The sequence below is a fragment of the Flavobacterium sp. GW823-FHT04A11 genome, from assembly GCF_058796535.1.
In genome coordinates this window covers 4,760,999-4,783,422 of the sequence record NZ_CM179503.1, presented here as the reverse complement: position 1 = coordinate 4,783,422, position 22,424 = coordinate 4,760,999, and the positions used below count along the sequence as shown (strand labels likewise).

General features: G+C 33.1%; 17 protein-coding genes and 3 tRNA genes. 8 read left to right on the top strand and 12 right to left on the bottom strand.

Features of this window, described 5'->3' with window-relative positions; genetic code table 11:
- Window positions 1–37 precede the first annotated feature (37 nt).
- Window positions 38–565 carry a superoxide dismutase family protein gene (locus AC3QL1_RS20430; protein WP_492493970.1) on the bottom strand — a complete coding sequence of 176 codons (528 nt, stop codon included), beginning with the start codon at window positions 563–565 and terminating at the stop codon, window positions 38–40.
- Window positions 566–752: 187 nt separating this feature from the next.
- On the opposite strand from AC3QL1_RS20430, the gene AC3QL1_RS20425 reads away from it, so the two are divergent.
- Complete coding sequence (locus tag AC3QL1_RS20425; protein WP_492493969.1) at window positions 753–1,178, top strand: META domain-containing protein; 426 nt, start codon at window positions 753–755, stop codon at window positions 1,176–1,178.
- A gap of 5 nt (window positions 1,179–1,183) precedes the next feature.
- Window positions 1,184–1,699, top strand: coding sequence for a DUF4251 domain-containing protein (locus AC3QL1_RS20420; RefSeq protein WP_492493968.1), 516 nt, complete (start codon window positions 1,184–1,186; stop codon window positions 1,697–1,699).
- A 56-nt stretch (window positions 1,700–1,755) separates the two neighbouring features.
- Here the strand turns inward: AC3QL1_RS20420 and AC3QL1_RS20415 are convergent, their stop codons facing one another.
- The 9 genes from AC3QL1_RS20415 to AC3QL1_RS20375 form a co-directional block, all read right to left on the bottom strand.
- Entirely contained in the window at window positions 1,756–2,850 is a 1,095-nt protein-coding gene (locus AC3QL1_RS20415; protein WP_492493967.1) for a glycoside hydrolase family 18 protein, read from the bottom strand.
- Between the two features lie 387 nt (window positions 2,851–3,237).
- Window positions 3,238–5,043: an acyl-CoA dehydrogenase FadE gene (locus tag AC3QL1_RS20410; protein ID WP_492493966.1), complete on the bottom strand. Its 1,806-nt coding sequence runs from the start codon at window positions 5,041–5,043 to the stop codon at window positions 3,238–3,240.
- Between the two features lie 104 nt (window positions 5,044–5,147).
- Complete coding sequence (locus AC3QL1_RS20405; RefSeq protein WP_492493965.1) at window positions 5,148–5,321, bottom strand: four helix bundle protein; 174 nt, start codon at window positions 5,319–5,321, stop codon at window positions 5,148–5,150.
- Window positions 5,322–5,566: 245 nt separating this feature from the next.
- Entirely contained in the window at window positions 5,567–6,748 is a 1,182-nt protein-coding gene (locus tag AC3QL1_RS20400; RefSeq protein WP_065450543.1) for a thiolase family protein, read from the bottom strand.
- Window positions 6,749–6,856: 108 nt separating this feature from the next.
- Entirely contained in the window at window positions 6,857–9,247 is a 2,391-nt protein-coding gene (locus AC3QL1_RS20395) for a 3-hydroxyacyl-CoA dehydrogenase/enoyl-CoA hydratase family protein (RefSeq protein ID WP_492493964.1), read from the bottom strand.
- 65 nt (window positions 9,248–9,312) lie between these two features.
- On the bottom strand, window positions 9,313–9,798 hold the full coding sequence (locus AC3QL1_RS20390) for a MarR family winged helix-turn-helix transcriptional regulator (RefSeq protein ID WP_492493963.1): 486 nt from the start codon (window positions 9,796–9,798) through the stop codon (window positions 9,313–9,315).
- Window positions 9,799–10,045: 247 nt separating this feature from the next.
- Window positions 10,046–11,059, bottom strand: a complete 1,014-nt coding sequence (locus tag AC3QL1_RS20385; RefSeq protein ID WP_492493962.1) for a helix-turn-helix transcriptional regulator — start codon at window positions 11,057–11,059, stop codon at window positions 10,046–10,048.
- 264 nt (window positions 11,060–11,323) lie between these two features.
- Window positions 11,324–11,545, bottom strand: coding sequence for a hypothetical protein (locus tag AC3QL1_RS20380; protein ID WP_492493961.1), 222 nt, complete (start codon window positions 11,543–11,545; stop codon window positions 11,324–11,326).
- Between the two features lie 209 nt (window positions 11,546–11,754).
- Window positions 11,755–12,369 (bottom strand): HD domain-containing protein, encoded by a 615-nt coding sequence (locus tag AC3QL1_RS20375; protein WP_492493960.1) that lies wholly within the window; start codon window positions 12,367–12,369, stop codon window positions 11,755–11,757.
- 359 nt (window positions 12,370–12,728) lie between these two features.
- On the opposite strand from AC3QL1_RS20375, the gene AC3QL1_RS20370 reads away from it, so the two are divergent.
- From AC3QL1_RS20370 to AC3QL1_RS20360, 3 genes are all read left to right on the top strand, one after another.
- Window positions 12,729–14,150 (top strand): RtcB family protein, encoded by a 1,422-nt coding sequence (locus AC3QL1_RS20370; protein ID WP_492493959.1) that lies wholly within the window; start codon window positions 12,729–12,731, stop codon window positions 14,148–14,150.
- 383 nt (window positions 14,151–14,533) lie between these two features.
- Entirely contained in the window at window positions 14,534–15,334 is an 801-nt protein-coding gene (locus AC3QL1_RS20365; RefSeq protein WP_492493958.1) for a TatD family hydrolase, read from the top strand.
- A 255-nt stretch (window positions 15,335–15,589) separates the two neighbouring features.
- Complete coding sequence (locus AC3QL1_RS20360; RefSeq protein WP_492493957.1) at window positions 15,590–19,345, top strand: YobI family P-loop NTPase; 3,756 nt, start codon at window positions 15,590–15,592, stop codon at window positions 19,343–19,345.
- Between the two features lie 140 nt (window positions 19,346–19,485).
- On the opposite strand, the gene AC3QL1_RS20355 is transcribed toward AC3QL1_RS20360, so the two are convergent.
- Both AC3QL1_RS20355 and AC3QL1_RS20350 read right to left on the bottom strand, forming a co-directional pair.
- Entirely contained in the window at window positions 19,486–19,890 is a 405-nt protein-coding gene (locus AC3QL1_RS20355) for a helix-turn-helix domain-containing protein (RefSeq protein ID WP_492493956.1), read from the bottom strand.
- A gap of 189 nt (window positions 19,891–20,079) precedes the next feature.
- Window positions 20,080–20,955, bottom strand: a complete 876-nt coding sequence (locus AC3QL1_RS20350; protein ID WP_492493955.1) for a hypothetical protein — start codon at window positions 20,953–20,955, stop codon at window positions 20,080–20,082.
- 840 nt (window positions 20,956–21,795) lie between these two features.
- Between AC3QL1_RS20350 and AC3QL1_RS20345 the strand changes: the two genes are divergently transcribed.
- From AC3QL1_RS20345 to AC3QL1_RS20335, 3 genes are all read left to right on the top strand, one after another.
- A tRNA-Asn gene (locus AC3QL1_RS20345) sits at window positions 21,796–21,868 on the top strand.
- 20 nt (window positions 21,869–21,888) lie between these two features.
- Window positions 21,889–21,961 (top strand) — tRNA-Asp (locus AC3QL1_RS20340).
- 116 nt (window positions 21,962–22,077) lie between these two features.
- Window positions 22,078–22,149: transfer RNA gene (locus tag AC3QL1_RS20335), tRNA-Pro, on the top strand.
- Window positions 22,150–22,424: the final 275 nt, after the last annotated feature.

The window sequence follows — 22,424 nt, the reverse complement described above, 5'->3', positions numbered from 1 at the left end:
CACTAAATTTTGTGAAAAAATAGTGGTTATTGTATTTTTACTTGATAATTCCCGCACAAGCAACTCTTCCGCCGGCATTTCCGGTTGGCTGTGTGGTAAAATCATCCGTTCCCTGATGTACGATTAAACCTTTTCCTAATACATTTTTGGTTTCATCTTCACAGCCTATACACCATTCGTCTGTAGTAAGCGTGATAGTTCCGTTACCGCTCGCGTCTGCAGTAAAGTTTCCAATATCACCCTTATGATATTCGCCAACTCCCCATTTTCCGTGTTTTTTAAAAGTCGGATTCCAGTGTCCACCAGCAGAACTTCCGTCAGCAGCGGTACAATCTGATTTTTCATGAATATGGATGGCGTGAACTCCAGGCTGTAAACCTGCTACTTTTGCAACAAAAGTTACTTTACCATTTTTTTCTGTAAAAGTAGCTGTTCCGGTAACGGTACTGTTACTTTTTGGTTCTAATGCAACAGTTAAAGTTTTAGCGTCATTTGATTTTGTACTTGTCTTACAACCAACAACTACGGCTGTAATTATAGCGAAAGAAACGATTATCTTTTTCATTTGAAAGGCTTTTAAATTAATTAATAAGTAAATTTAACATAAAATTACTGAAATTGTCTGAAGCCAAAAGTTAAAAAAAACCAAAACTATCGCTTATAATTGAAGGTTGCTGTAGTAAAAATAGCTAACTTTATTGTACAATTTCATGCTTTAGCAACATGAATATATTAATTAAATCTACGATATTATGATAAAAAAAGCTTTAATATTACTTGTTTTGGGAGTTGTATTAACTTCATGTAAATGCACAAAAAATGACTCAGTTTCTAAACTTGACGGAACATGGGAACTTAATTATATTTCAGGACCAAGAATTGCTTTTGATGGTTTGTACCCAAATAAAAAACCAACTATAGTTTTTGATTCTAAAGAAAATCGTGTTTCAGGCAATAGCAGCTGTAATTCTTATAACGGAAAACTGAGCGTTGACGGCAATAAAATTGATTTTACAGAACCAATGATGATGACCAAAATGATGTGTCTGGACGGACAGGGAGAGCAAACTTATATGAGTACGCTTCAAAAAATAACTTCATATGATATTACGGATGATGGCAAAACGCTGAATTTAATTTCCGGTGACGTTGCCATGATGCGATTCACAAAAAAATAGAAATCATGAAAAACAGGGTAGCGATTTTAGTATTGCTATTTTCTTTTTTTAGTTTTGATGGTTTTGCACAGGAAAAAACAAAAAAAGAATTAAAGCAGGAGAGAGAACTTCAAAAACAAAAAGAAACACAAGCATTAATTGATGCAAAGAATTTTGTTTTTGATGCCGAGAAAATTTATCCGCAAGGAGCGAGAATGATTAATCTGGATTATAATACGTATTCTTTAAAATTTAATTCGGAAAATGTAGTCTGCGATTTGCCGTTTTTCGGACGTGGTTATAATATAGGTTACGGATCTGATGGCGGAATAAAGTTTGAAGGTAAGCCGGAGAAAATTACGGTAGAACAAAAAGGGAAAAAATATACAATCAAAACAACCGTAAAAGGGGAGAACGATGTTTATGACCTTTTGTTTACTATTTTTTATGATGGCGGAACAACACTAAACGTTAATAGCAATAACAGATCTTCGATTTCGTACGATGGTCAGATTAGAGCTCCAAAAGAGAATAAGAATTAAAAAAAACGGCAGTTATTTCTAAGAAGTAACTGCCGTTTTTTTATTTTAAAATGAATTTATTTAGCTGTTTTAACTTCATAAATAGCATTTACCATTCCGTTTTTTGGACTGTCTAATGTAAGTTCCCAGAACATAATTCCGCCTAATTTTTTAGCTTTTACATATTCTGTTTTAGCTTTGATAGATTTAATATCATCTGATGTTGCAAATGTTTTTGTGCCGGCATTATACCAATATGGAGCTTGTGCTTTTTCATCATAAAAATATTTCCAGCCGTTTGCTTCGGTATAAGTTGCAGCAAAGTTTTTGAAATCAGCGCCAGGAATATGTTCTCCGGCTTGATATAAACCGTTATTGACATTCTCTACATTTTTCCATGTTCTGGAATAAAACGCTCCGCCAATAATCAGTTTTTCAGCAGGAACTCCTTGTTTTAATAAAAAAGTAACCGCTCTGTCTGTAGATTCTTCGTTTGGATTTGTACTGTATAACGGAGTATGATGTCCTGTAACTTTAGAATAACCGTTTACTAAATCATAACTCATAATATTGATGCGGTTTACCAAAGGCGCAACAGTTTTCCAGTCGATAGATTCGTCAAGATATTTTTGGAATCCACCGGCAGCAAAACTCAATTCGTATTTTTTGCCTAAAGTAGAACGTAATATTTTGATTAATTCCGTAAAATTTGCTTTATCAGCCGGTTGGTATAAATGACCCGGAAGACCTTCGATAGCAGGATATTCCCAATCAAGATCTAAACCATCCACTTTAAAATAAGTACTCACTTCTTTTACAGATTTTGCAAAAGTCAATCTTCCTTCAGCAGTAGAAAATGCAGCAGAACAAGGTTCGCAGCCGCCCCAGCCACCAAGTGATAAAACAATTTTAAGTTGTGGATTTGATGCTTTTAAAGAAACTAAGTGCTTAATTGTAGTAGAATCTTTAGATGAATCTACACTTAGTTTTCCTTCTTTTAAGTGACAAAAACTAAAGATAATCTGGTCTAGTTTTTTTACTTCGTATTCGTTAATTATTTTGTCATCGCCTGTGTAATAAGCGATAACGTCCATTTTTTTATTCTTTTGTGCGAAGATGTTTGTAGTAAGAGCACAAAATAATAAAAGGGCAATCAGGTTAATTTGTTTCATTTTTAAGCTTTTTGTTTTTTGAAATGCTAAATATAAAACATTAGAATTGAAAATTCACTATAGAAAATGTAACAGAAAAGCAATTTTAATAAAGATTTGTGAAATGATTCTTTTTAACCATATAAGTTATATAAGAAATATAGCACTATGTATAATGCTTTTCTAGTAACAATATAAGGCAATCTGTATTAGTTACTAATATCATTCAGATCGAATATTTATAAACTTATATGTGCTTAAAAAATAACCCAAACACAAAGTATATTTAATGAACTTATATAACTTATATGGTAAAAAAAAATCATGGTAAAAATAAAAAAAATAAACCCGCACTGTTTCGGATTAGTGCGGGTTTAAACAAATTAAAAGCTAAAAACTATTTTTATATTAGAAGCAGTATTCGTTTTCTGCAACTAATTTAGATGTGATAACCTCTCTTAAAGCTACCACATTTGGATTGTTTGTGTATTTTGTAAAACGTTTTAATCCCATTAACATCATACGTTGTTCGTCACCTTCGGCAAAAGAGATAATTCCTTCTTTTCCTCTTGAGTTTACAATATCAACTGCTTTGTACAAGTATAATTTTGCCATTGCAATTTGCTCCTGAACTTTATCTTCACCTTGATTTTTGGCTAATTTTTCAGTTCTAAGGATAGTACTTTCAGCCATATAGATTTCGATTAAGATATCAGAAGCAGCCATTAATAACTGTTGGTGAGAATCTAAATCCGGACCATATTTTTGAACAGCGCTTCCGGCAACCATTAAGAAAACTTTTTTCAGGTTTGCGATAATTCCTTTTTCTTCAGCAAATAGTTCAGAGAAATCAGGAGTATCAAAAGATGGAATTCCCATTAATTCTTCCTGAACTTTCATAGCAGGTCCTAATAAATCAACATGACCTTTCATAGCCTTTTTGATCAACATTCCCACAGAAAGCATTCTGTTGATTTCGTTTGTTCCTTCGTAGATACGAGCGATACGGGCATCTCTCCAGGCACTTTCCATTGGAGTGTCTTCAGAGAATCCCATTCCACCAAAAATCTGAATTCCCTCATCAGCACAAGATTGTACGTCTTCAGAAACAGCCACTTTCAGGATAGAACATTCGATAGCATATTCTTCAACACCTTTTAATTCAGCTTCCTGATGCGTAGTTCCTTCTGCTTCACGAGCAGCAATTCTGTCTTCGATATCTTTTGCAGCACGGTAAGAAGCACTTTCTCCTGCGTATGCATTAGTAGCCATTTCAGCCAATTTAGAACGAATCGCACCAAAAGATGAAATTGCAGTATTAAACTGAATTCTTTCGTTAGCATATTTCACTGCATTTGAAGTAACTCTACGTTGTGCATCCAAACAAGCCGCAGCCAATTTAATACGACCAACATTCAAGGCATTCATTGCAATTTTGAAACCGTTTCCTCTTTCAGACAACATGTTTTCAACAGGAACTTTTGTATCGTTGAAGAAAACCTGACGCGTAGAAGAAGCACGAATTCCTAATTTATGCTCTTCTTCATTCATAGAAATTCCGTTTGACGGATCGTTTTCTACGATGAAACCTGTAATGTTTTTGTCATCTCCAATACGGGCAAAAACGATGAAAACGCTACAGAAACCTGCATTCGAAATCCACATTTTTTGTCCTGTAATTTTATAATGAGTTCCATCTTCAGATAAAACAGCTTTAGTTTTTCCTGAGTTAGCATCAGATCCAGCGCCTGGTTCAGTTAAGCAATACGCACCAAACCATTCTCCGGAAGCTAATTTAGGAACATATTTTTTCTTTTGTTCTTCAGATCCATAAAGTGTAATTGGCATAGTTCCAATTCCGGTATGCGCACCAAAAGCAGTTGAGAAAGAACCTGTTGCACCAGAAATGTAATCGCAAACCAACATAGTAGATACGAATCCCATTCCTAATCCGCCGTATTCTTCAGGAACCGCAACTCCAAGAAGTCCCAATTCACCAGCTTTACGCATAGATGATTCTGTATAAGCATAATCTTTTTTCTCAAAACGATCTTTATGTGCCCATAATTCTTTGTTAACGAACTCCTTAACAGAGTCACGCATCATTAACTGCTCTTCCGAAAAATCTTCTGGTGTAAAGACATCTTCGCACTTTGTTTCTTTAACTAAAAACTGACCACCACGGGTTACGTTTTTTTCGATTGTATCTGCCATTTTTATTTTTTTTAGGTAAAAGATGAAAGAAGCAAGAAGCAAGATTTAATTTAACTTGCTTATGAAGCCTGTGGTCATCTTTTGAAATTCAATTATTTTGTTTTCTAATTTTTCTGTTTTTTCTTTGTTACATAGTCATTTTGACAAGCTATTAACAATTGTGTTTGTAATTCAAATGACGAACCTAAACTAATATTCAAATAATGTTGAAAGTGTTTATTTCCTCTGTTTGATCCTTCAGCAATATTTGAAGGCATTGAAACAGAACATCTATTCATTTGATTTACCAAACTATAAATTTCTGATTTTGGAAAAGTGGCGGTTATCTATAGATATCATTTGTAATTTCCATAGCTAAAATCCAAATCTTCAAATTCTTAAAATTGTGTCTCATGTTTTTTGAGGCAAGTTAAGAAAGAAAAATTAAAAGTAAGTTTTTTACTACTTTATAAATCTTGTTTTCAGAATTTGTATTCCATTCCAAAATTAAGTCTTGCTTCTTGCTTCTTTCCTCTTAAAAAGTCTACAATACCTCGTAAATCCCCGCAGAACCTTGTCCAGTCCCCACACACATACTCACAATTCCGTATTTACTTCCTCTGCGTTTCATCTCGTCGAATAACTGAACAGAAAGTTTAGCACCAGTACATCCCAGAGGGTGTCCTAAGGCGATAGCTCCACCGTTTACGTTTACGATATCAGGATTTAAGCCTAGTTCGCGAATTACAGCCAAAGACTGAGAAGCAAAAGCCTCGTTTAATTCAACCAAGTCAATATCTTTCAATTCTAAACCAGCTTGTTTCAAGGCTTTGGGAATTGCTTTTACAGGACCAATACCCATGATTCTTGGTTCAACACCAGACGAAGCAAAGTTTACAAGTCTTGCAATTGGTTCAAGGTTTAATTCTTTAACCATATCCTCGCTCATGATTAAAACAAAAGCAGCACCATCACTCATTTGAGAAGAGTTTCCGGCAGTTACACTTCCGTCAGCAGCAAAAACTGGTTTTAAACCTGCTAAAGCAGCAACAGAAGTTCCGGCTCTTGGACCTTCGTCTTGTTTTACAACATAAGATTTAGTTTCTTTTTTACCATTTTCATTGATGAAAGTCTGATCAACAGTAATCGGAACGATTTGTTTGTCGAATTTTCCTTCTGCCTGAGCTTTTAAGGCTTTCATGTGAGAGTTGTAAGCAAACTCATCCTGATCTTCTCTTGAAATTTTATATTGGTTGGCAACCGCCTCAGCAGTTAAACCCATTCCCCAGTAATAATCTTCGTGACCTGCAGCAGCCACTTTATAATCCGGAGTTGGTTTGTAACCTCCCATCGGAATAAAACTCATACTTTCTGCACCACCGGCGATAATACAATCTGCCATTCCTGATTGGATTTTAGCAGTTGCCATTCCGATAGTTTCAAGTCCGGATGCGCAATAACGGTTTACAGTAACTCCGGGAACATCTTCCACTTTTAATCCCATAAGAGAAATTAAACGTCCTACGTTCAAACCTTGTTCTGCCTCCGGCATGGCGTTTCCTACCATAACGTCATCGATACGTTTTTTGTCAAAATCAGGCAGTTCATCCATCATAAACTGAATGGTTTCTGCAGCTAATTCATCAGGTCTTTTAAATCTAAAAACCCCTTTTGGTGCTTTTCCTACCGCTGTACGGTAAGCTTTTACTATATATGCTGTTTTCATTTGTTTTTATTTTTTAAGATTTTAGGAAGAAGCAAGAGGCAAGAAACAAGAGAAAAGACAAAATTTTTAATTTTGAAATCTTGCTTCTTGCTTCTTTCATCTTATTATCTAGTTACGAAGTGGTTTCCCTTTAGTTAACATATACTGAATTCTCTCCAATGTCTTACGTTCTGTACAAAGAGATAAGAAAGCTTCACGTTCGATATCTAATAAATATTGTTCAGATACTAAAGTCGCTTCAGATAAATCACCACCGGCCATTACGTAAGCCAGTTTGTTAGCGATTTTTTTATCGTGCTCAGAAATGTATTTTCCGGCTTCCATTTGGTCAGTTCCAACTAAGAACATTCCAAGAGCTTGTTTTCCTAATACTTTCACATCAGTTCTTCTGATTGGTTGCGTATAACCCGCTTCTGCTAATAACAAAGCATGTTTTTTAGCTTCAGCGATCTGACGGTCTTTGTTGACTACGATAACATCTTTTCCATGTTGAAGAAGTCCGGTATCAAAAGCTTCATAACCAGAAGTAGATACTTTTGCCATAGCGATAGTTAAGAAATATTCCTGAAGAACATTCAATTCCACGTCATTTTTGCGGAATAAATCAGACGCTCTCAAAGCCATTTCTTTAGATCCACCACCACCAGGAAGTACACCAACACCAAATTCAACTAATCCCATATAAGTTTCAGCCGCAGCAACTACTTTATCAGCATGTAAGCTCATTTCGCATCCACCGCCAAAAGTCATTCCGTGAGGAGCAACCACAACTGGAATTCCAGAGTAACGAACGCGCATCATTGTGTCCTGGAACATTTTGATTGCCATGTTCAATTCGTCGTATTCCTGCTCAACTGCCATCATGAAAATCATTCCGATATTAGCACCAACAGAGAAATTCGCTGCTTGATTACCAATAACTAAACCTTGATATTCTTTTTCAGATAAGTCGATTGCTTTATTGATAGCAGCAAGAACGTCGCCACCAATAGTATTCATTTTAGACTGGAATTCTAAGTTCAAAATTCCGTCTCCTAAATCCTGAATGATTGCACCACTATTGCTCCAAACTTTTTTGCTTTCGCGAATGTTATTCAGAATAATGAATGAATCTTGTCCAGGAACTTTTACTTGTGATTTTGTTGGAATGTTATAGAAATAAGTAGCTCCTTCTTTTACAGAATAGAAACTTTCACTTCCCGAAGCCAACATTTCAGTAACCCATGCAGCAGGTTCTAAACCTTCTGCTTTCATGATTTCGATTCCGTTTGCAACACCAATCGCATCCCAAATTTCAAATGGACCATTTTCCCATCCAAAACCGGCTTTCATCGCATCATCAATTTTGTATAATTCGTCTGAGATTTCAGGAATTCTGTTTGACACATAAGCAAACATTCCAGAGAAACTCTTACGGTAGAATTCACCCGCTTTATCTTTTCCTTTCACCAAAACTTTAAAACGGTTGATAGGTTTATCAATAGTTTTTGTTAGTTCAAGCGTAGCAAAATTTGCTTTTTTGGCAGCGCGGTATTCTAATGTATCTAAGTCTAAAGAAAGAATATCTTTATCTACTTTTTTATAAAAACCTTGTCCTGTTTTGCTTCCTAACCATTTATTTTCCATCATTTTGTTGACGAAATCCGGAAGTTTAAACAATTCGTGTTGTTCGTCTGTCGGGCAGTTTTCATAAATACCATTGGCAACGTGCACCAAAGTATCCAAACCAACAACATCAACAGTACGGAAAGTAGCCGATTTTGGACGACCAATAACCGGACCTGTCAATTTATCCACTTCTTCAATCGTTAATCCCATTTCTTTCACTAAATGGAACAAACTCTGAATACCGTAAATACCAATTCTGTTTCCAATAAACGCCGGAGTATCTTTAGCAACAACAGATGTTTTTCCTAAGAATTTAGATCCGTATTCGTTTAAGAAATCCAATACTTCAGTTGAAGTTTTCGGACCAGGAATAATTTCAAATAATTTTAAGTAACGCGCAGGGTTAAAAAAGTGAGTTCCGCAGAAGTGTTGTTGAAAATCTTCGCTTCTTCCTTCACTCATAAAATGAATTGGAATACCAGAAGTATTAGAAGTAACCAAAGTTCCCGGTTTACGGAATTTTTCAATTTGTTCAAATACCAGTTTTTTAATATCCAAACGTTCCACAACAACCTCAATAATCCAGTCTACATTGGCAATTTTTGCCATATCATCAGTCGTATTTCCGGTAGTAATTCTACTTGCAAATTTCTGACTGTAAATAGGAGACGGTTTTGATTTTAATGAATTCGCCAAGTGCTCATTTACAACACGGTTGCGAACAGCTTTACTTTCAAGCGTTAATCCTTTTTTAGTTTCAGCTTCTGTCAACTCGCGTGGTACGATGTCAAGCAGTAAAACTTCAACACCAATATTGGCAAAATGGCAAGCTATTCCTGAACCCATAATTCCGGATCCAATTACAGCGACTTTTTTAATTGTGCGTTTCATAATTTGTTACTATTTGTTTTTTGTATTTTGAATTGAAATAAGCAATCTTCGTTTCTGAATTCTGTTTATTCCTTTTCTTTGTTTTCTGTTTGCTTCGCCAGTTCGCTAGCGCTCGTGTGATTAAATATGTTCTTGTCCTGAATCAATTCATTGATGATTTCAGAAACTTCGATAAAATGTTTTAGCTTTTCATCAGAAACATGTTTTCTAACTGTTTCATTAAATTTCAGAACCGTATTTTTAGATAAATCTCTTTTTTCTTTTCCAAACTCGGTCAGGTAAATTAAAACACCGCGACCATCAGTTGGGTTTTTTTTGCGAACAATCAAACCTTTGTCTTCCATCGATTTTAAAGTTCTGGTGAGGCTCGTAGCTTCCATTCCCATTCTTGGGCCTAAGGCAGTCGACGGAGTACCTTCCTCTTTGTCAATACTTAAAAGTGCAAATCCGGTCGCCATAGTAGCATCGTATTTTGCAGCTTCTTCGTTATACATTCTTGATACAGCTTGCCACGTGGCTCTTAAAATGTAATCTATCGTTTTGTCTTTCATATGTAACTATATCGATTTCAAATATAATCAAAAAATACTATGCATGCATATAATTTTTTAATAAATTTTTGGTTAGTAAAAAAATATCTCTGAAATAGAGCGGTTTAGGGTTAGTTTTTGAATTGAAATATACTATTCTTTTTTGAGATTTATACAAATTTAAGATTCTAAAAAAAGATTGTGCCTCTTAAATTCCTCTTTTATTATTCTTTATGTAAAAAAATAAGAGTTTAAATGCGAATAAATTTTACTCATCATAACGGGCTAATGCTTTTTGAAGTATTTTTTTCATTCGGTTTCGAAGATTTTCCGGACGCAGAATTTCGATTCCGTCACCAAAACCCAATAGCAAACGTTCCATTTCATAATTGGGAGAAATAAACAAATGCACAATAATACTTTTGTCCTCATTTTCCTGAATCACCCGCTGACTTTGATGCAGCGGTTTCGTTAATACATAAGGCGCATTTTCCGGATTTATCCAAAGTTCAATGCGTCTGGGCTGTAAACCAGAATTTACTGTAACCCCAATTACATTCTTGTAAAAAGAATCAGCATCAAAATCTTCTTCTAAATAAGGAAAATTAAAATCATAATCAATGGCGATAATCCTGTCCAAAGCCAAATTGCTAACAGGAGCAGAGCCTTTTCGCTTTCCAATCAAAAACCAGCGATTATTAAATTCCTTCAGTATAAAAGGATGAAAATGAAATTTTGTTTCTTCTCTTGATTTAAACGATTTATAAGTAATTACAAGCGTCACTTTTTTGATAATCGCCTGATAAATTTCATCCAGATAATGCAAACCTTTCAGATTGTCGTTTTTATCCAGATAAATAACCGGTTTTGTATGCGACTTTTCGGAGTAGATTTTATCCTCCAAACGCTGCAGTATATCAGATACATCATTAAACAAAGAAAAATCCTTAAACTGTTTCAGCATCGAAACCGTTTCCGTCAAAACATTCATATCCGTCTCCGTCAGCGGAATATCCGTAATCGTAAACTCTTCGTCTTCATACTTATAATACTTTTTATCATAGACCACAATGGGCGCATTATAACCCAGCTTTTCACTTCGCATCAACTGAATATCCATCTGAATCGTTCGTTTGCTAATGGGGTTTTCACGGCCTTCATATTCAAATAAAGCTTCAGAACAACATTCAATCAAGTCCTCCAAAGTCCATTGGCGGTATCTATTTTGTAGACATTTGTCGATCGTCTTGTACCTGATTAAGGCGTTTTTATTTTGTGACATAGTATGTTTTTTTTGGGCGTGTCCCTCCGGGTCGGGCTTTCGGCTTTATCTTTTGTTCCGTTCCACTTCACAAAAGGATATCGCCTCTATCCCTCACGCAATTTTCGTTAACAAGAAATCTCGTTTGATATTGTTATAATCTATTTTTCGTTTCCAATATTCCGTCCAGAAACCCGACAGGTTTTTAAAACCTGTCGGGTTTACCGTTGCGGACAGGTTAAAATATCTGCAATGTTTGCATTAATAATGAAATCACGTTTCTTATTAAATGAACATATTTCCATTCCAATTTTCGTTGTGAATATTAGTTGCGTAGATGCACTGCTGTGCGTCTCTACAATATACTCTCAGGTTATTATTGTCTTCAAGCAAACCCGACAGGTTTTTAAAACCTGTCGGGTTTATCGTTGCGGACAGATTTAAAATATCTGCAATGTTTGCATTAATAATGAAATCACGGTTCTTATTAAATGAACGTATTTCCATTCCAATTTTCGTTGTGGATATTCGTTGCGTAGACGCACTGCTGTGCGTCTCTACAATATACTCTGAGGTTATTATTGTCTTCAAGCAAACCCGACAGGTTTAAAAAACCTGTCGGGTTTATCGTTGCAATATGTAACCGTTAAAATGAATCAATAAAATCTGCCCGATCTGTAAAATCTGCGAGAGAAAAACTTTGCGCAATTCAATTTTTAGCTTAATAATTTTATTTCTTTCTCAATATTAAATCTCGCCTTATCTTCATATAAACCCCTGAATTCCTCCGTCTGAAAAATAAATTCATTCTCCAAAAAATGTTTCAAAGCTTTCGCCCTTCCGGGTTTGTATAAAAAATCAGGATAAATGCGGTACTCTTTCCGAATCTGTTCAAAATAGGTTTTATAATCTTCCCAATCTCTGGCGAGAATCTTCAAATCAAAATCAATCAGCCAGTTAATATCCTCATTTGCATTATGCTGATGTAATTGTGTAGCGCAAATTGCATCAAAAACCAATTGTTTATCCAGTTTGGGATTTTCGGGTAAAATCGACAAAGCAAATTCAGCACTTTTGAGTTCATTATCTTTTTTACTGCTCACATATATATAATCGTGATAAAAAATAGAAAATAATATTTCGTTAGGAAATTGAAGCCTATCAAAGTAAGTATCAAAACATTCAATCATATCTTTAATATGCGTAAGATTATGATAATGTCTTGATTTCTTGGAATATGCCTTTTCTAAATTCAACCAATTCTGCTGAATTTCCTTTTCTTCAAAACCAATATTGACAAGTAATTGAGTAAATTTTTCCTTTAGATTCATAACCTTTTTTACTCAAATATAGAATTCTTTTTTTACTGCGCAAAATAATTGCGCAGTACTTAAGAAATCTTTGTAATGTCAAAAGGGAACAACGATAGATTGTTTAATTTTAAGCTAAAAAAGAAAATTAAACCATTCCTAACATTACATCTTTTAAATTAATAACTAAAAATATATATATTAAAATGCATAAAGTAGTAAAAGCATAGTTTATCATTTCGATCACGAAGCTTTGGGAGAGAAATGACATAAAATGAGGAAAAAATCTACGTAAAATAACTGCGTACTAATACAAAACCTTTGCACCTATGAACCTTTGTCCCGATAGCTATCGGGATTGTCCCTTAAAAACAAAAAAAATGAAAACACAAATAAACGGTACAGACATAATAGAATTAGGATTCCCGGAAGGAAAAATAATCGGGATTGCCTTAAAAATAAACAGCAAAAGACACGGATTGAAACGTGATGAAATGATCGCCAATTTCAAAAACGTCTTAGAAACTCCGGAGCATTATATCGACGATAAAATCTTCAGCAAATTGGCAATTGCTTTGATCGAAAAAGCAAATGAAAAACCGGAAGATTTCATTGCTTTAAATCAAAACCCAAACGAATATTCTGCTTACGGATTAGATCAGATCGAAGACGGAGCGAGAAAACAAATGGAAGTTGCAATGAAATTGCCTGTTACCGTTGCCGGAGCATTAATGCCGGACGCTCATCAGGGTTACGGATTACCAATTGGCGGCGTTTTAGCGACCAAAAACGCCATTATTCCGTATGGTGTGGGAGTTGATATTGGTTGTCGAATGGCATTGTCGGTTTATGATATTGCGGAGGATTTTTACTTTGAAAACGAAGCCAAATTCAAAAAAGAATTAATCGCGAATTCTATTTTTGGAGCCGGACACGGATTTCACGGACAATACAAATCAGATCATGCGGTTTTAGAAAACGACGCTTTTAATATGACTCCGTTTGTGAAGAATTTGAAAGATAAAGCCTGGTCGCAATTAGGATCTTCAGGTGGTGGAAATCACTTTGTCGAATTCGGAATCATGGAATTTGCAAAAGACGATGCGGTATTGAATATCCCGAAAGGTAAATATGTCGCTTTGTTAACACATTCAGGTTCACGCGGAATGGGTGCCACAATTGCCGGACATTATACTAAAATGGCCAAAGACGTTTGTAAACTTCCTGAAGTGGCCAAGAATTTGGCTTATCTGGATATGAACTCACAATTGGGTCAGGAATACTGGATGGCGATGAACCTTGCGGGAGATTACGCTTCGGCTTGTCATGAGATTATCCACAACAAAATGGAACGCGCTTTGGGCGCAACGATTTTAGCCAAAGTCGAAAACCACCATAATTTTGCCTGGAAAGAAATCTGGAACGGCGAAGAAGTAATCGTGCATAGAAAAGGAGCCACTCCGGCAGGAAAAGGCGTGATGGGAATCATTCCGGGAAGTATGACCGCACCGGGATTTTTGGTGAGAGGAAAAGGCGAGGAGAACGCCATTAATTCGGCTTCACACGGAGCAGGAAGACAAATGAGCCGAACACAAGCCATAAAAAACATCACCAAAACCGAGATGAAATCAATCTTGCAGCATCATGGCGTAACGCTTATTGGCGCAGGTCTGGACGAAGCACCAATGGCCTACAAAGACATCAATCAGGTTATGGAAGCACAACAGGATTTGGTCGACGTAGTGGCGAAGTTTACGCCGAAGCTGGTGAGAATGGCGGATGATGGAAGCCGTGAGGATTAGTTTTCAGTCGGAGTCGCAGTTTTCAGTGTAGGGGGGGCGCTTTTAGTGCTCAGTCTCAGTGGCAGTTTTCATTGTAGAGGCGCACAGCAGTGCGTTTAACGCAAAGTATCCTCATTTTATGTCATTTCGACGGAGGAGAAATCTCCGCAAGTAGCTCCGCAACGTGAGTCCAATCTTTGTAGAGTTTCTCGGGGAGATTTCTCCCTTCGGTCGAAATGACAAATATTACGCTTAAAAAATAATAATAACCAGACCAAAGAATAGAAAACTTTGTGTCTTAATGCCTTCGTGGCAAAATAAAAAATAATTAAAAAACAGAAAGACTCAAAGAGAGAGAACCTCTGAACATTTGCCTCTTTGAGCCTTTGTAACTTTAAAAAACAATGAAACAATACATAGATATCGGAATTAATTTAACCAATAAACAATTCCACAACGACATAGAAGATGTCGTACAAAACGCTTTAGATGCCGATGTATCGCAAATGATACTTACCGGAACAAGCGTAAAAAACAGCGAAGCTTCGGCTGAAATAGCAAAAGAATATCCCGGAATATTATATGCTACAGCCGGAATTCATCCGCATGATGCGAAGAGTTTTGATGCGCAAAGCATTTCGAAACTGCGAAATTTATTAAAACACAAACAAGTCGTTTCGGTAGGCGAGTGCGGACTCGATTTTGATCGTGACTTTTCGCCCAGAAATGTACAGGAAACCTGTTACAAAGCGCAATTAGAATTGGCGATCGAAGTTCAGAAACCTTTGTTTTTGCACGAAAGAGCTGCTTTTGCAAAGTTTATGGGCATTACAAAAGACTATTTGCCACAATTGCCAAAAGCGGTCGTGCATTGTTTTACCGGAAGTTTGCCCGAAGCCAAAACCTATCTCGATAACGGATTCTATCTTGGTTTTACTGGGGCAATATCCGACAGTAAACGTTTTAATCATTTAAAAGAAGTGATTCAATACGTTCCGCTGGACCGAATGATGATCGAAACCGATGCGCCATTCATGCTCCCGAAAAACACACCAAACAATCTCCTGAAAAAATACCACGAACGCCGTTGCGAACCTGCTTTTCTGCCTTTTGTTGCAGCGACGGTTGCGCAGTTTAAAGGAGTTTCTGGGATTGTTGTTGCGGAGGAAACGACGAAGAATGCTAAAGAGTTTTTTGGGATTTAGTTAGATTTTATAAAAGATTATTTGTTGGCTTTTAAATCAGGTATATTTACTGAGTTTAAAGGCTTTTTGTTTATTTATATTTGACGATGAAGATTTTTAACTTACGGAAATCCGTAGAAGTATTATCAAAAATTAATACATCTTTGATAAAAAGTTCCTTTGTCAATTAAATAAGAACAGAAGTGAAGAATTAGATTTCTTTTAGGTACCATATAAATCTAATTTTTGGATTATATTTTAAAAAAAAAATGTATTATGATAAATCAAAATGAGAACCAGGACATTGAAGAAGAAGTAATTTCCTCAGAAGCAAATAATCTCAATCAAAATACAGAGATTGAATTGGAAATATTATCTCCGTTGGATAAAAAAGATGATCCACGAATACAAAAGTATCTTAGACATATTAAAAATGCAATCGACAATAAAGATATTAAGAATCTAGCACTATCTGGTGTTTATGGATCTGGGAAAAGTACAATAATAAAATCTTTTAAATCTCAATATTCTAATTTTGAAATTTTAAATATTTCACTTGCTTCATTTAATGAAACTAATGATTATACTACATTTAAAGATCAGATTCAACTAAATATTTTACAACAAATTATATATAGTCAAAAGGCGGAAAAACTACCTGAATCAAGAATAAGTAGAATAAGTGAATTAAATGTTTTGGATTTTAAAAATTGGATTAAAGTTAGTGCATTTTTATCACTTGCAATATCAACATATTTATTATTAAATTTTTACAGTTACCAATTGAATCCTAATAATTGGAAGCTAGCTGATAATTTTAATTTGAGTTGTTTTGTTTTAATTATTATTTCTATTGCATCTATGGCTATAATAGGTCAAATTTTCATTGAGCTATTAAAAAATTTAAGAATAAATAAAATTAGTCTTAAAGATGCTGAGTTTGGAAATAAAAGTGAAAATAAGGATTTACTAAATAAACATATTGATGAAATTTTATATTTTTTCGAGAAGATCTCAATTAATATTGTTGTTATAGAAGATTTAGATAGATTTAATACTACAGAAATATATAGAACATTAAGAGAGGTTAATTTTATTATTAACACCTATCTGTTCAATATTAATCCCAATGATCCTCGTAAAATTACATTCTTATACGCTATTAAAGATGATTTGTTTCTAGATGAATTAGATAGAACCAAATTTTTTGATTTAATTATTCCTGCCATACCATTTGTTAATTATAGTAATTCAAAAAATGTTTTAAATGAGAAATTAGATAAAATTTTTATAGACGATAAAGTTTTTAGTAAGCCTACGAAAGAATTTATAAATACAGTTTCATCTTTTATAACTGATAATAGAACTCTTGTAAATATTATTAATGAATTTATAATTTATAAAGAACAACAAAAGCTAGAAAATGAAGAGTTAAATCCAGAAAAGTTATTAGCTCTAATAATTTACAAAAATTTAAGGCCGAAAGATTTTTCTAGATTACATATAAGCAAAAGTAATATTGACTTAATGTTTTTTAATAAAGAAGAATTAATTAAAGGCTCTATTACAAGTCTGAATGATAAAATAGATTTAATTCAAGATGACATAAAAAAGATAAAAAGTGATAATATTAAGAAAATAAGCGATTTGAATACAATTTATTTGTACCATATAAAAGAGCATATTAATGAATTAAATTGTAAAGGATTGATATATAATTCGGAACGTAAAACTTTTAAAATTCTCATTAATAATGGTTTTGATCTAAATCTATTCTATAATAATGAAATAAGATATTTTAATAATACTTCCGATTATGCGGTTGGTGTAAAACTTAGTGATATTGATGGTATTACTGGCTATTCATATTCTGAGAAGTATGATTTGATTGTAAATCTAGATAAAAGAATTCTAGAAAAGGAAGATGAAATCAAAGAAAATCGCGATAAACAAAACGATTTAAATAATTGGACATTAAAGGAAATTCTTGAAAATAAAAATCTATCAAAAAAAGATTTACAAAAAGAAATTCATGTTTTTTATGAGGAAAGTGAAATACAAGAAAAAGATCGAATATATTATGATCAGCTATTGATCTTTTTATTGTTAAACGGGTATATTGATGAACATTATAAAGAATATATTTCTATCTTTCAAAAAGGAGGAATAAATGAAGCTGATCAAGAATTTAAAATTAATATTATTTCTAGAATAAGTGAGCCTAAGCCATATAATTATGAATTAACTAACATTGATGATATTATCGATGAACTCCCAATTAATTATTTTAAAAATGACCGGATTTTAAATGTTGATTTAATAAATCATATAACAGTTTTTAAATTTAATTATAAGGACAAATTCCAAGCTTTATTAGATACAATTGCAAATTGGAGTAGTAGAAGAACTAAACTTTTTTTAAGTTCTTATATATACGATGGCAGCCAAAGTAAACCATTTATTATTGAGTTAGCTAAAAGCTGGGATAAATTTTGGAATACTATAGAAAAAGACCCTAATTTTATTGAACAAGATAAAAAGAATATACTCTATATATTATTAAGTGTTGCTGATGATGCCACTCTTTTATATGTCAATAAAAATAAAGAATTAAGCTCATACATAGCTAATGATGTTAGTATGTTGTATGACTTTAATGAACAAAATTCTCTGGATAGAATTCAAGATATTTTATCCGAGAAAGTTCTAGATGTTAAGTTTAAAGCAATATTACCTTTCAATGATAAATTAAATAAGGTGTTTGATATTATTTATCAAAAAAATAGATACGAAATCACATATAACAATCTAGCAACAATTACAGAATACAAGTTGGGTATTAAATTCAATTTAGAAACTTTTAATAAATCAAATTTAACTTATATCTACGAAAGTAAGCTTACAGATATTATTAACTATTTAGAATTTGAGAATTATAATTCTTATATTAAAAATCTTTATTTAAAATTAGAAAATGATCAAAATGAAGAATCTATTTATGTTTTAAAAGTTCTTAACGATGAAAAATTACAAATTGATAATGCTGAAATATTTATTAAAAAACAAATAAATAAAGTACCAAATATTGATGACCTTGAAATTTTGGATATATATGATTTGGTAATGAAGAATAATAAAGTTGTAGCAGATTGGGAGAATGTTTATCAGTACTATAAGCAAACTGATGAGCTCTTTAATGAAATATTAACTAATTTTTTAAATGAAACGGATAATTATTTACAATTAGAGAAAGAAACAAAAATTAAAATTAGTAGTGAAAAAGTCATTCAAGATGAATTTGTTTTAAAACTACTTAGTAACGACAAATTAACAATTGACTCATATACTGTTCTTGCAAAATGCTTTTTTCAAGATTTTAATTTTGACGAAGATTTTGATTATAATTTAATAAATAAAAATAAGGTTGAAAAACTTATTGAATTTAATTTTATTCTTCTTAATGAATCCAATTTTGAAGCACTTAAAGCAATACATCCAGGATTACAAATAGATCTCTTAATCAAAGATTGGAATAATTATTTAAGCTTTACAAAAAATCACGAACTCGAAATAGAAGATATTGTTTTACTTTTAAAAGATGATTTTTTAAAAGAAGAATCAAAAGTGTATATAGTTAATAATCAGATAAATGAAGGAGATTTAATTAATAAGGAACTAGCGTTTGAGGTCTCTAGTTTTTTATTGAAGATTGAAGATACTGCTAAGAATATCAGTTCGACTTTGTCTTTTGGTAAACTTGAAGCAATTATGAAGCATAAATTTGATGATAATATTAAAGTTAGATTAATAAATAAAATGGCAAATAAATTGACTAAAATTGATATTATAAAATTAATAAAATCATTGCAAAAACCATATAATGATATTCATTTTAAATCTCAAATAATGTTAGAAGATAATGAAGTTAATTGGGAATTTATTAAAGTTTTGCAAGATAAAAAGATTGCGGGTGAAGCTAAATCAAATAAAAAAAATAAAATCCGAGTTTGGTTAAATAATTTTGTTAAGTGAATACTCTAAACTACTTAATAATAATGTAAAGAATAAAACAAAAGACAAAACAATTTAAAAAGAAACGGTATTTTAAAAGTTTTAAAAACAAAAAAAATGCGCAATTCCCATTGCGCATTTTATATATAATAAAAAAAATCCTATTTCAATTTCATCAACTTCTCTAAATACTCAACCTTTTCTTTTTCAGACTGAACCAAACGTTCATAAAGCTCCACAACCTTATCAAGAGGATTAAAAGTACAAGCATTGTGATTAGTGTTTCCATTTCCCTGACCATTATTAGCACTATTATCGTAAAAATTATTAAAGAAATTAAAAACAGATTCTTCCGAAAAGTTTTCAATAGCTTCAACCGTAACACCAAGTGCTTTTGCAATTTCTACAAGTTTTTTAGAATCAACTTCTTCGCTTCCTTCAATTCCGGAAATAGCTTGCTGGTTTGAACCAATTGCCTGGGCAAGTGCTTCTTGTTTCATACCTCGAAGTTCTCTTATTCGGCTAATATTTCTGCCAATATGTTTTGGTTTTGTTGCTGTGCTCATAATTCAAAGGTATTTAAAATTTTTATAAAAAACAGTGATCCGTAAAAAACACGGTTGATTCGGTAAAGTACGGTTTTAGTTTTTTTTGCGAAATGTAAATATACGCTTTTTCTTACTTAATTAAAGTATGTTTTTTCGCTTTAGTTAAATTTTATAAAGCATAAACAGCAGATAAAACCTTAATCAAAATTAGCGAGAAATAACATTCTCAACAGTTTTTAGTTCGCTTGCATCAGCTTCTTTAGTCTTTACAAACTTCAAATAAATCAAATATTCAACAAACGGAATAATCAGGAAAAGCGCGAAAAACAATAATTCGTGTTGCATGATTCCTTTATAGATATAATCTAAAAAAGTTTGCAGTTTATGGCTCATTTCTAACTGAATAGAGTCTTCAATTCTTTTAGGTTCGATCTTGTCGAGTTTCTGCAAAAGCAATTTAAATTCCGCATACTTTATTTTTTTGAAAGAAGCAAGATCAGCTTTATCATCAACAACTTTCATAAAGCCGTAAATAATAGCGCTGTAAACTTCAGGTTCGTATTTTTTGAGCAAATAAGCACTCGACGAATTTTTAAAATTATCAACAGAACTCATTCCGGTATTCTTATTTTTAATGTACAAAGCAATTGCTTCGGTCGTCGATTTGCTTACATTTTCAGATGAATTGGATAATTGCTGAAGCGTCGCCAAAAATGCTTTTTTATCTTTTTCTGAGGCAAATGTATTTCCAATTGTTTTCGTATAAATACTTGCCGTCAAACTTTTATTTTCTTTGGATAAAATAGAATGTGTGCCATAAAATAAACCCAGCATTCCGAAGAAATACAAACAGATTATTACGATATACGGAATCCAGAGTTTGGCAATCCAGTTGTAGTATTTTTTATCTCTCGTAAAAAAGTTTTTTCTATACAAGTACACATTTAGAACAATGCTGATAATGAGTCCCAAAACAACAAATAAAATAGTCCAGAATATAAACCAACCCATGTTTGGTAATAATATATGTTTTGAAAATTCCCAAACTTCCGACCAATTAATGGAATCAATATATTCTTTCATAATGTGTTTTTGAAGTGATAAAAATATTAAAAAAAGTATTGCTTTTACATTTTAAAAGAAAATGAAAGACAAGAATTGTAGAATTTTATATCAATTAGACTCAATATTTGTTAAAAACAATTACTTTTGCCCACGAAATGAAAATGAAATATATACATATCAATCTGTCAAAAAGACAAAATAGCGACCGTTTAGCAGGATTTGTTCCGGCTAAAGGTATCGGATGCGATATGTATTTTATAGAAGAGAAATGTAATTTGTAGTTTCAAACTCAACATACAATATATAAAAGCGTCCTAATCGGGGCGCTTTTTTTGTTTTAAGAAGTAAAAAAACACTTCAAATTCGATCAGAATAACCAAAAAATAACCCTTAACTAAAAATAATTAAAAAAATAATTGACCAAATGTTTAATGATTAGACTAAATAGCGAAATATAATCTTGAAAAGTAATCTGATGAGAGACAGTCATTTGATTAAAAAAGAGATCTGCACTAGTATGCGGACAGGGATTTTTATGGTTTTTATTTAAATATAACTAATTGATAATCAGTAAAATAATTTTAAAAATGATTTGGATAATTAATTTTTTCGACATTATCTTTGCCGAAGAAAATTTCAAAAGAGAATTTTAAAAAACGAGAATGATTTCAAAATATAATACAACATATAAAATGGCTTTTAATAATAACACACATAACAAACAACTGCTAAACCCGAGCTCAGATCTTGGATGTTTAACAATACAGGTGCATGAATACAGGCAATAGGATAATTATATCGTATTAAATCTCATGAAGCACCTTTAACCGGGTGCTTTTTTTGTGCCCAAAAATAAATGATTTCGTAGCTCAATTGGCAGAGCGCTTGACTGTTAATCAATAGGTTGAAGGTTCGATTCCTTCCGAAATCGCTCGTTCTCTAGAAAGAACTGGCTCATTGGGGTTACTGGCTAACCTTCCCGACTGTCTCTCGGGAGAAACGGGTTCAACTCCCGTATGAGCCGCTTGTTTAAGGTGCTGAGTTGCTGAGGGACTAAGGCTCTGAGGGAAGGTGCAAAGGTTAAAAAGGTAAAAATAAGCCTCTTAGTAACTCGGAACCTTAGAACCTATAAAAAAAAATCTGGGAAGATAACGGTGGTTGTTTACCCGCCTTGGACGCGGGAGGTCGCAGGTTCGAATCCTGCTTCCCAGACAAAATACAGAAATGGCGGAATGGTATACGCGGCTGACTTAGAATCAGTATTTTGAGAGTTCGTCCCGATAGCTATCGGGACTCTTCCTGAACAAAAAATAATGTTTTTATTTCTACGCAAAATAGTTGCGCAGTAAAATTTGAATATTTGCTCAGGAAATAAAACAAGTTCTTTTATAAACTGAAATTCATCAAAGGAAACTTTGATTTACAATATCAAACAAGTCCTGTTGCGTGTTTCTGTATAGCACCATTGTAGGGAACTTTTCGCGAAA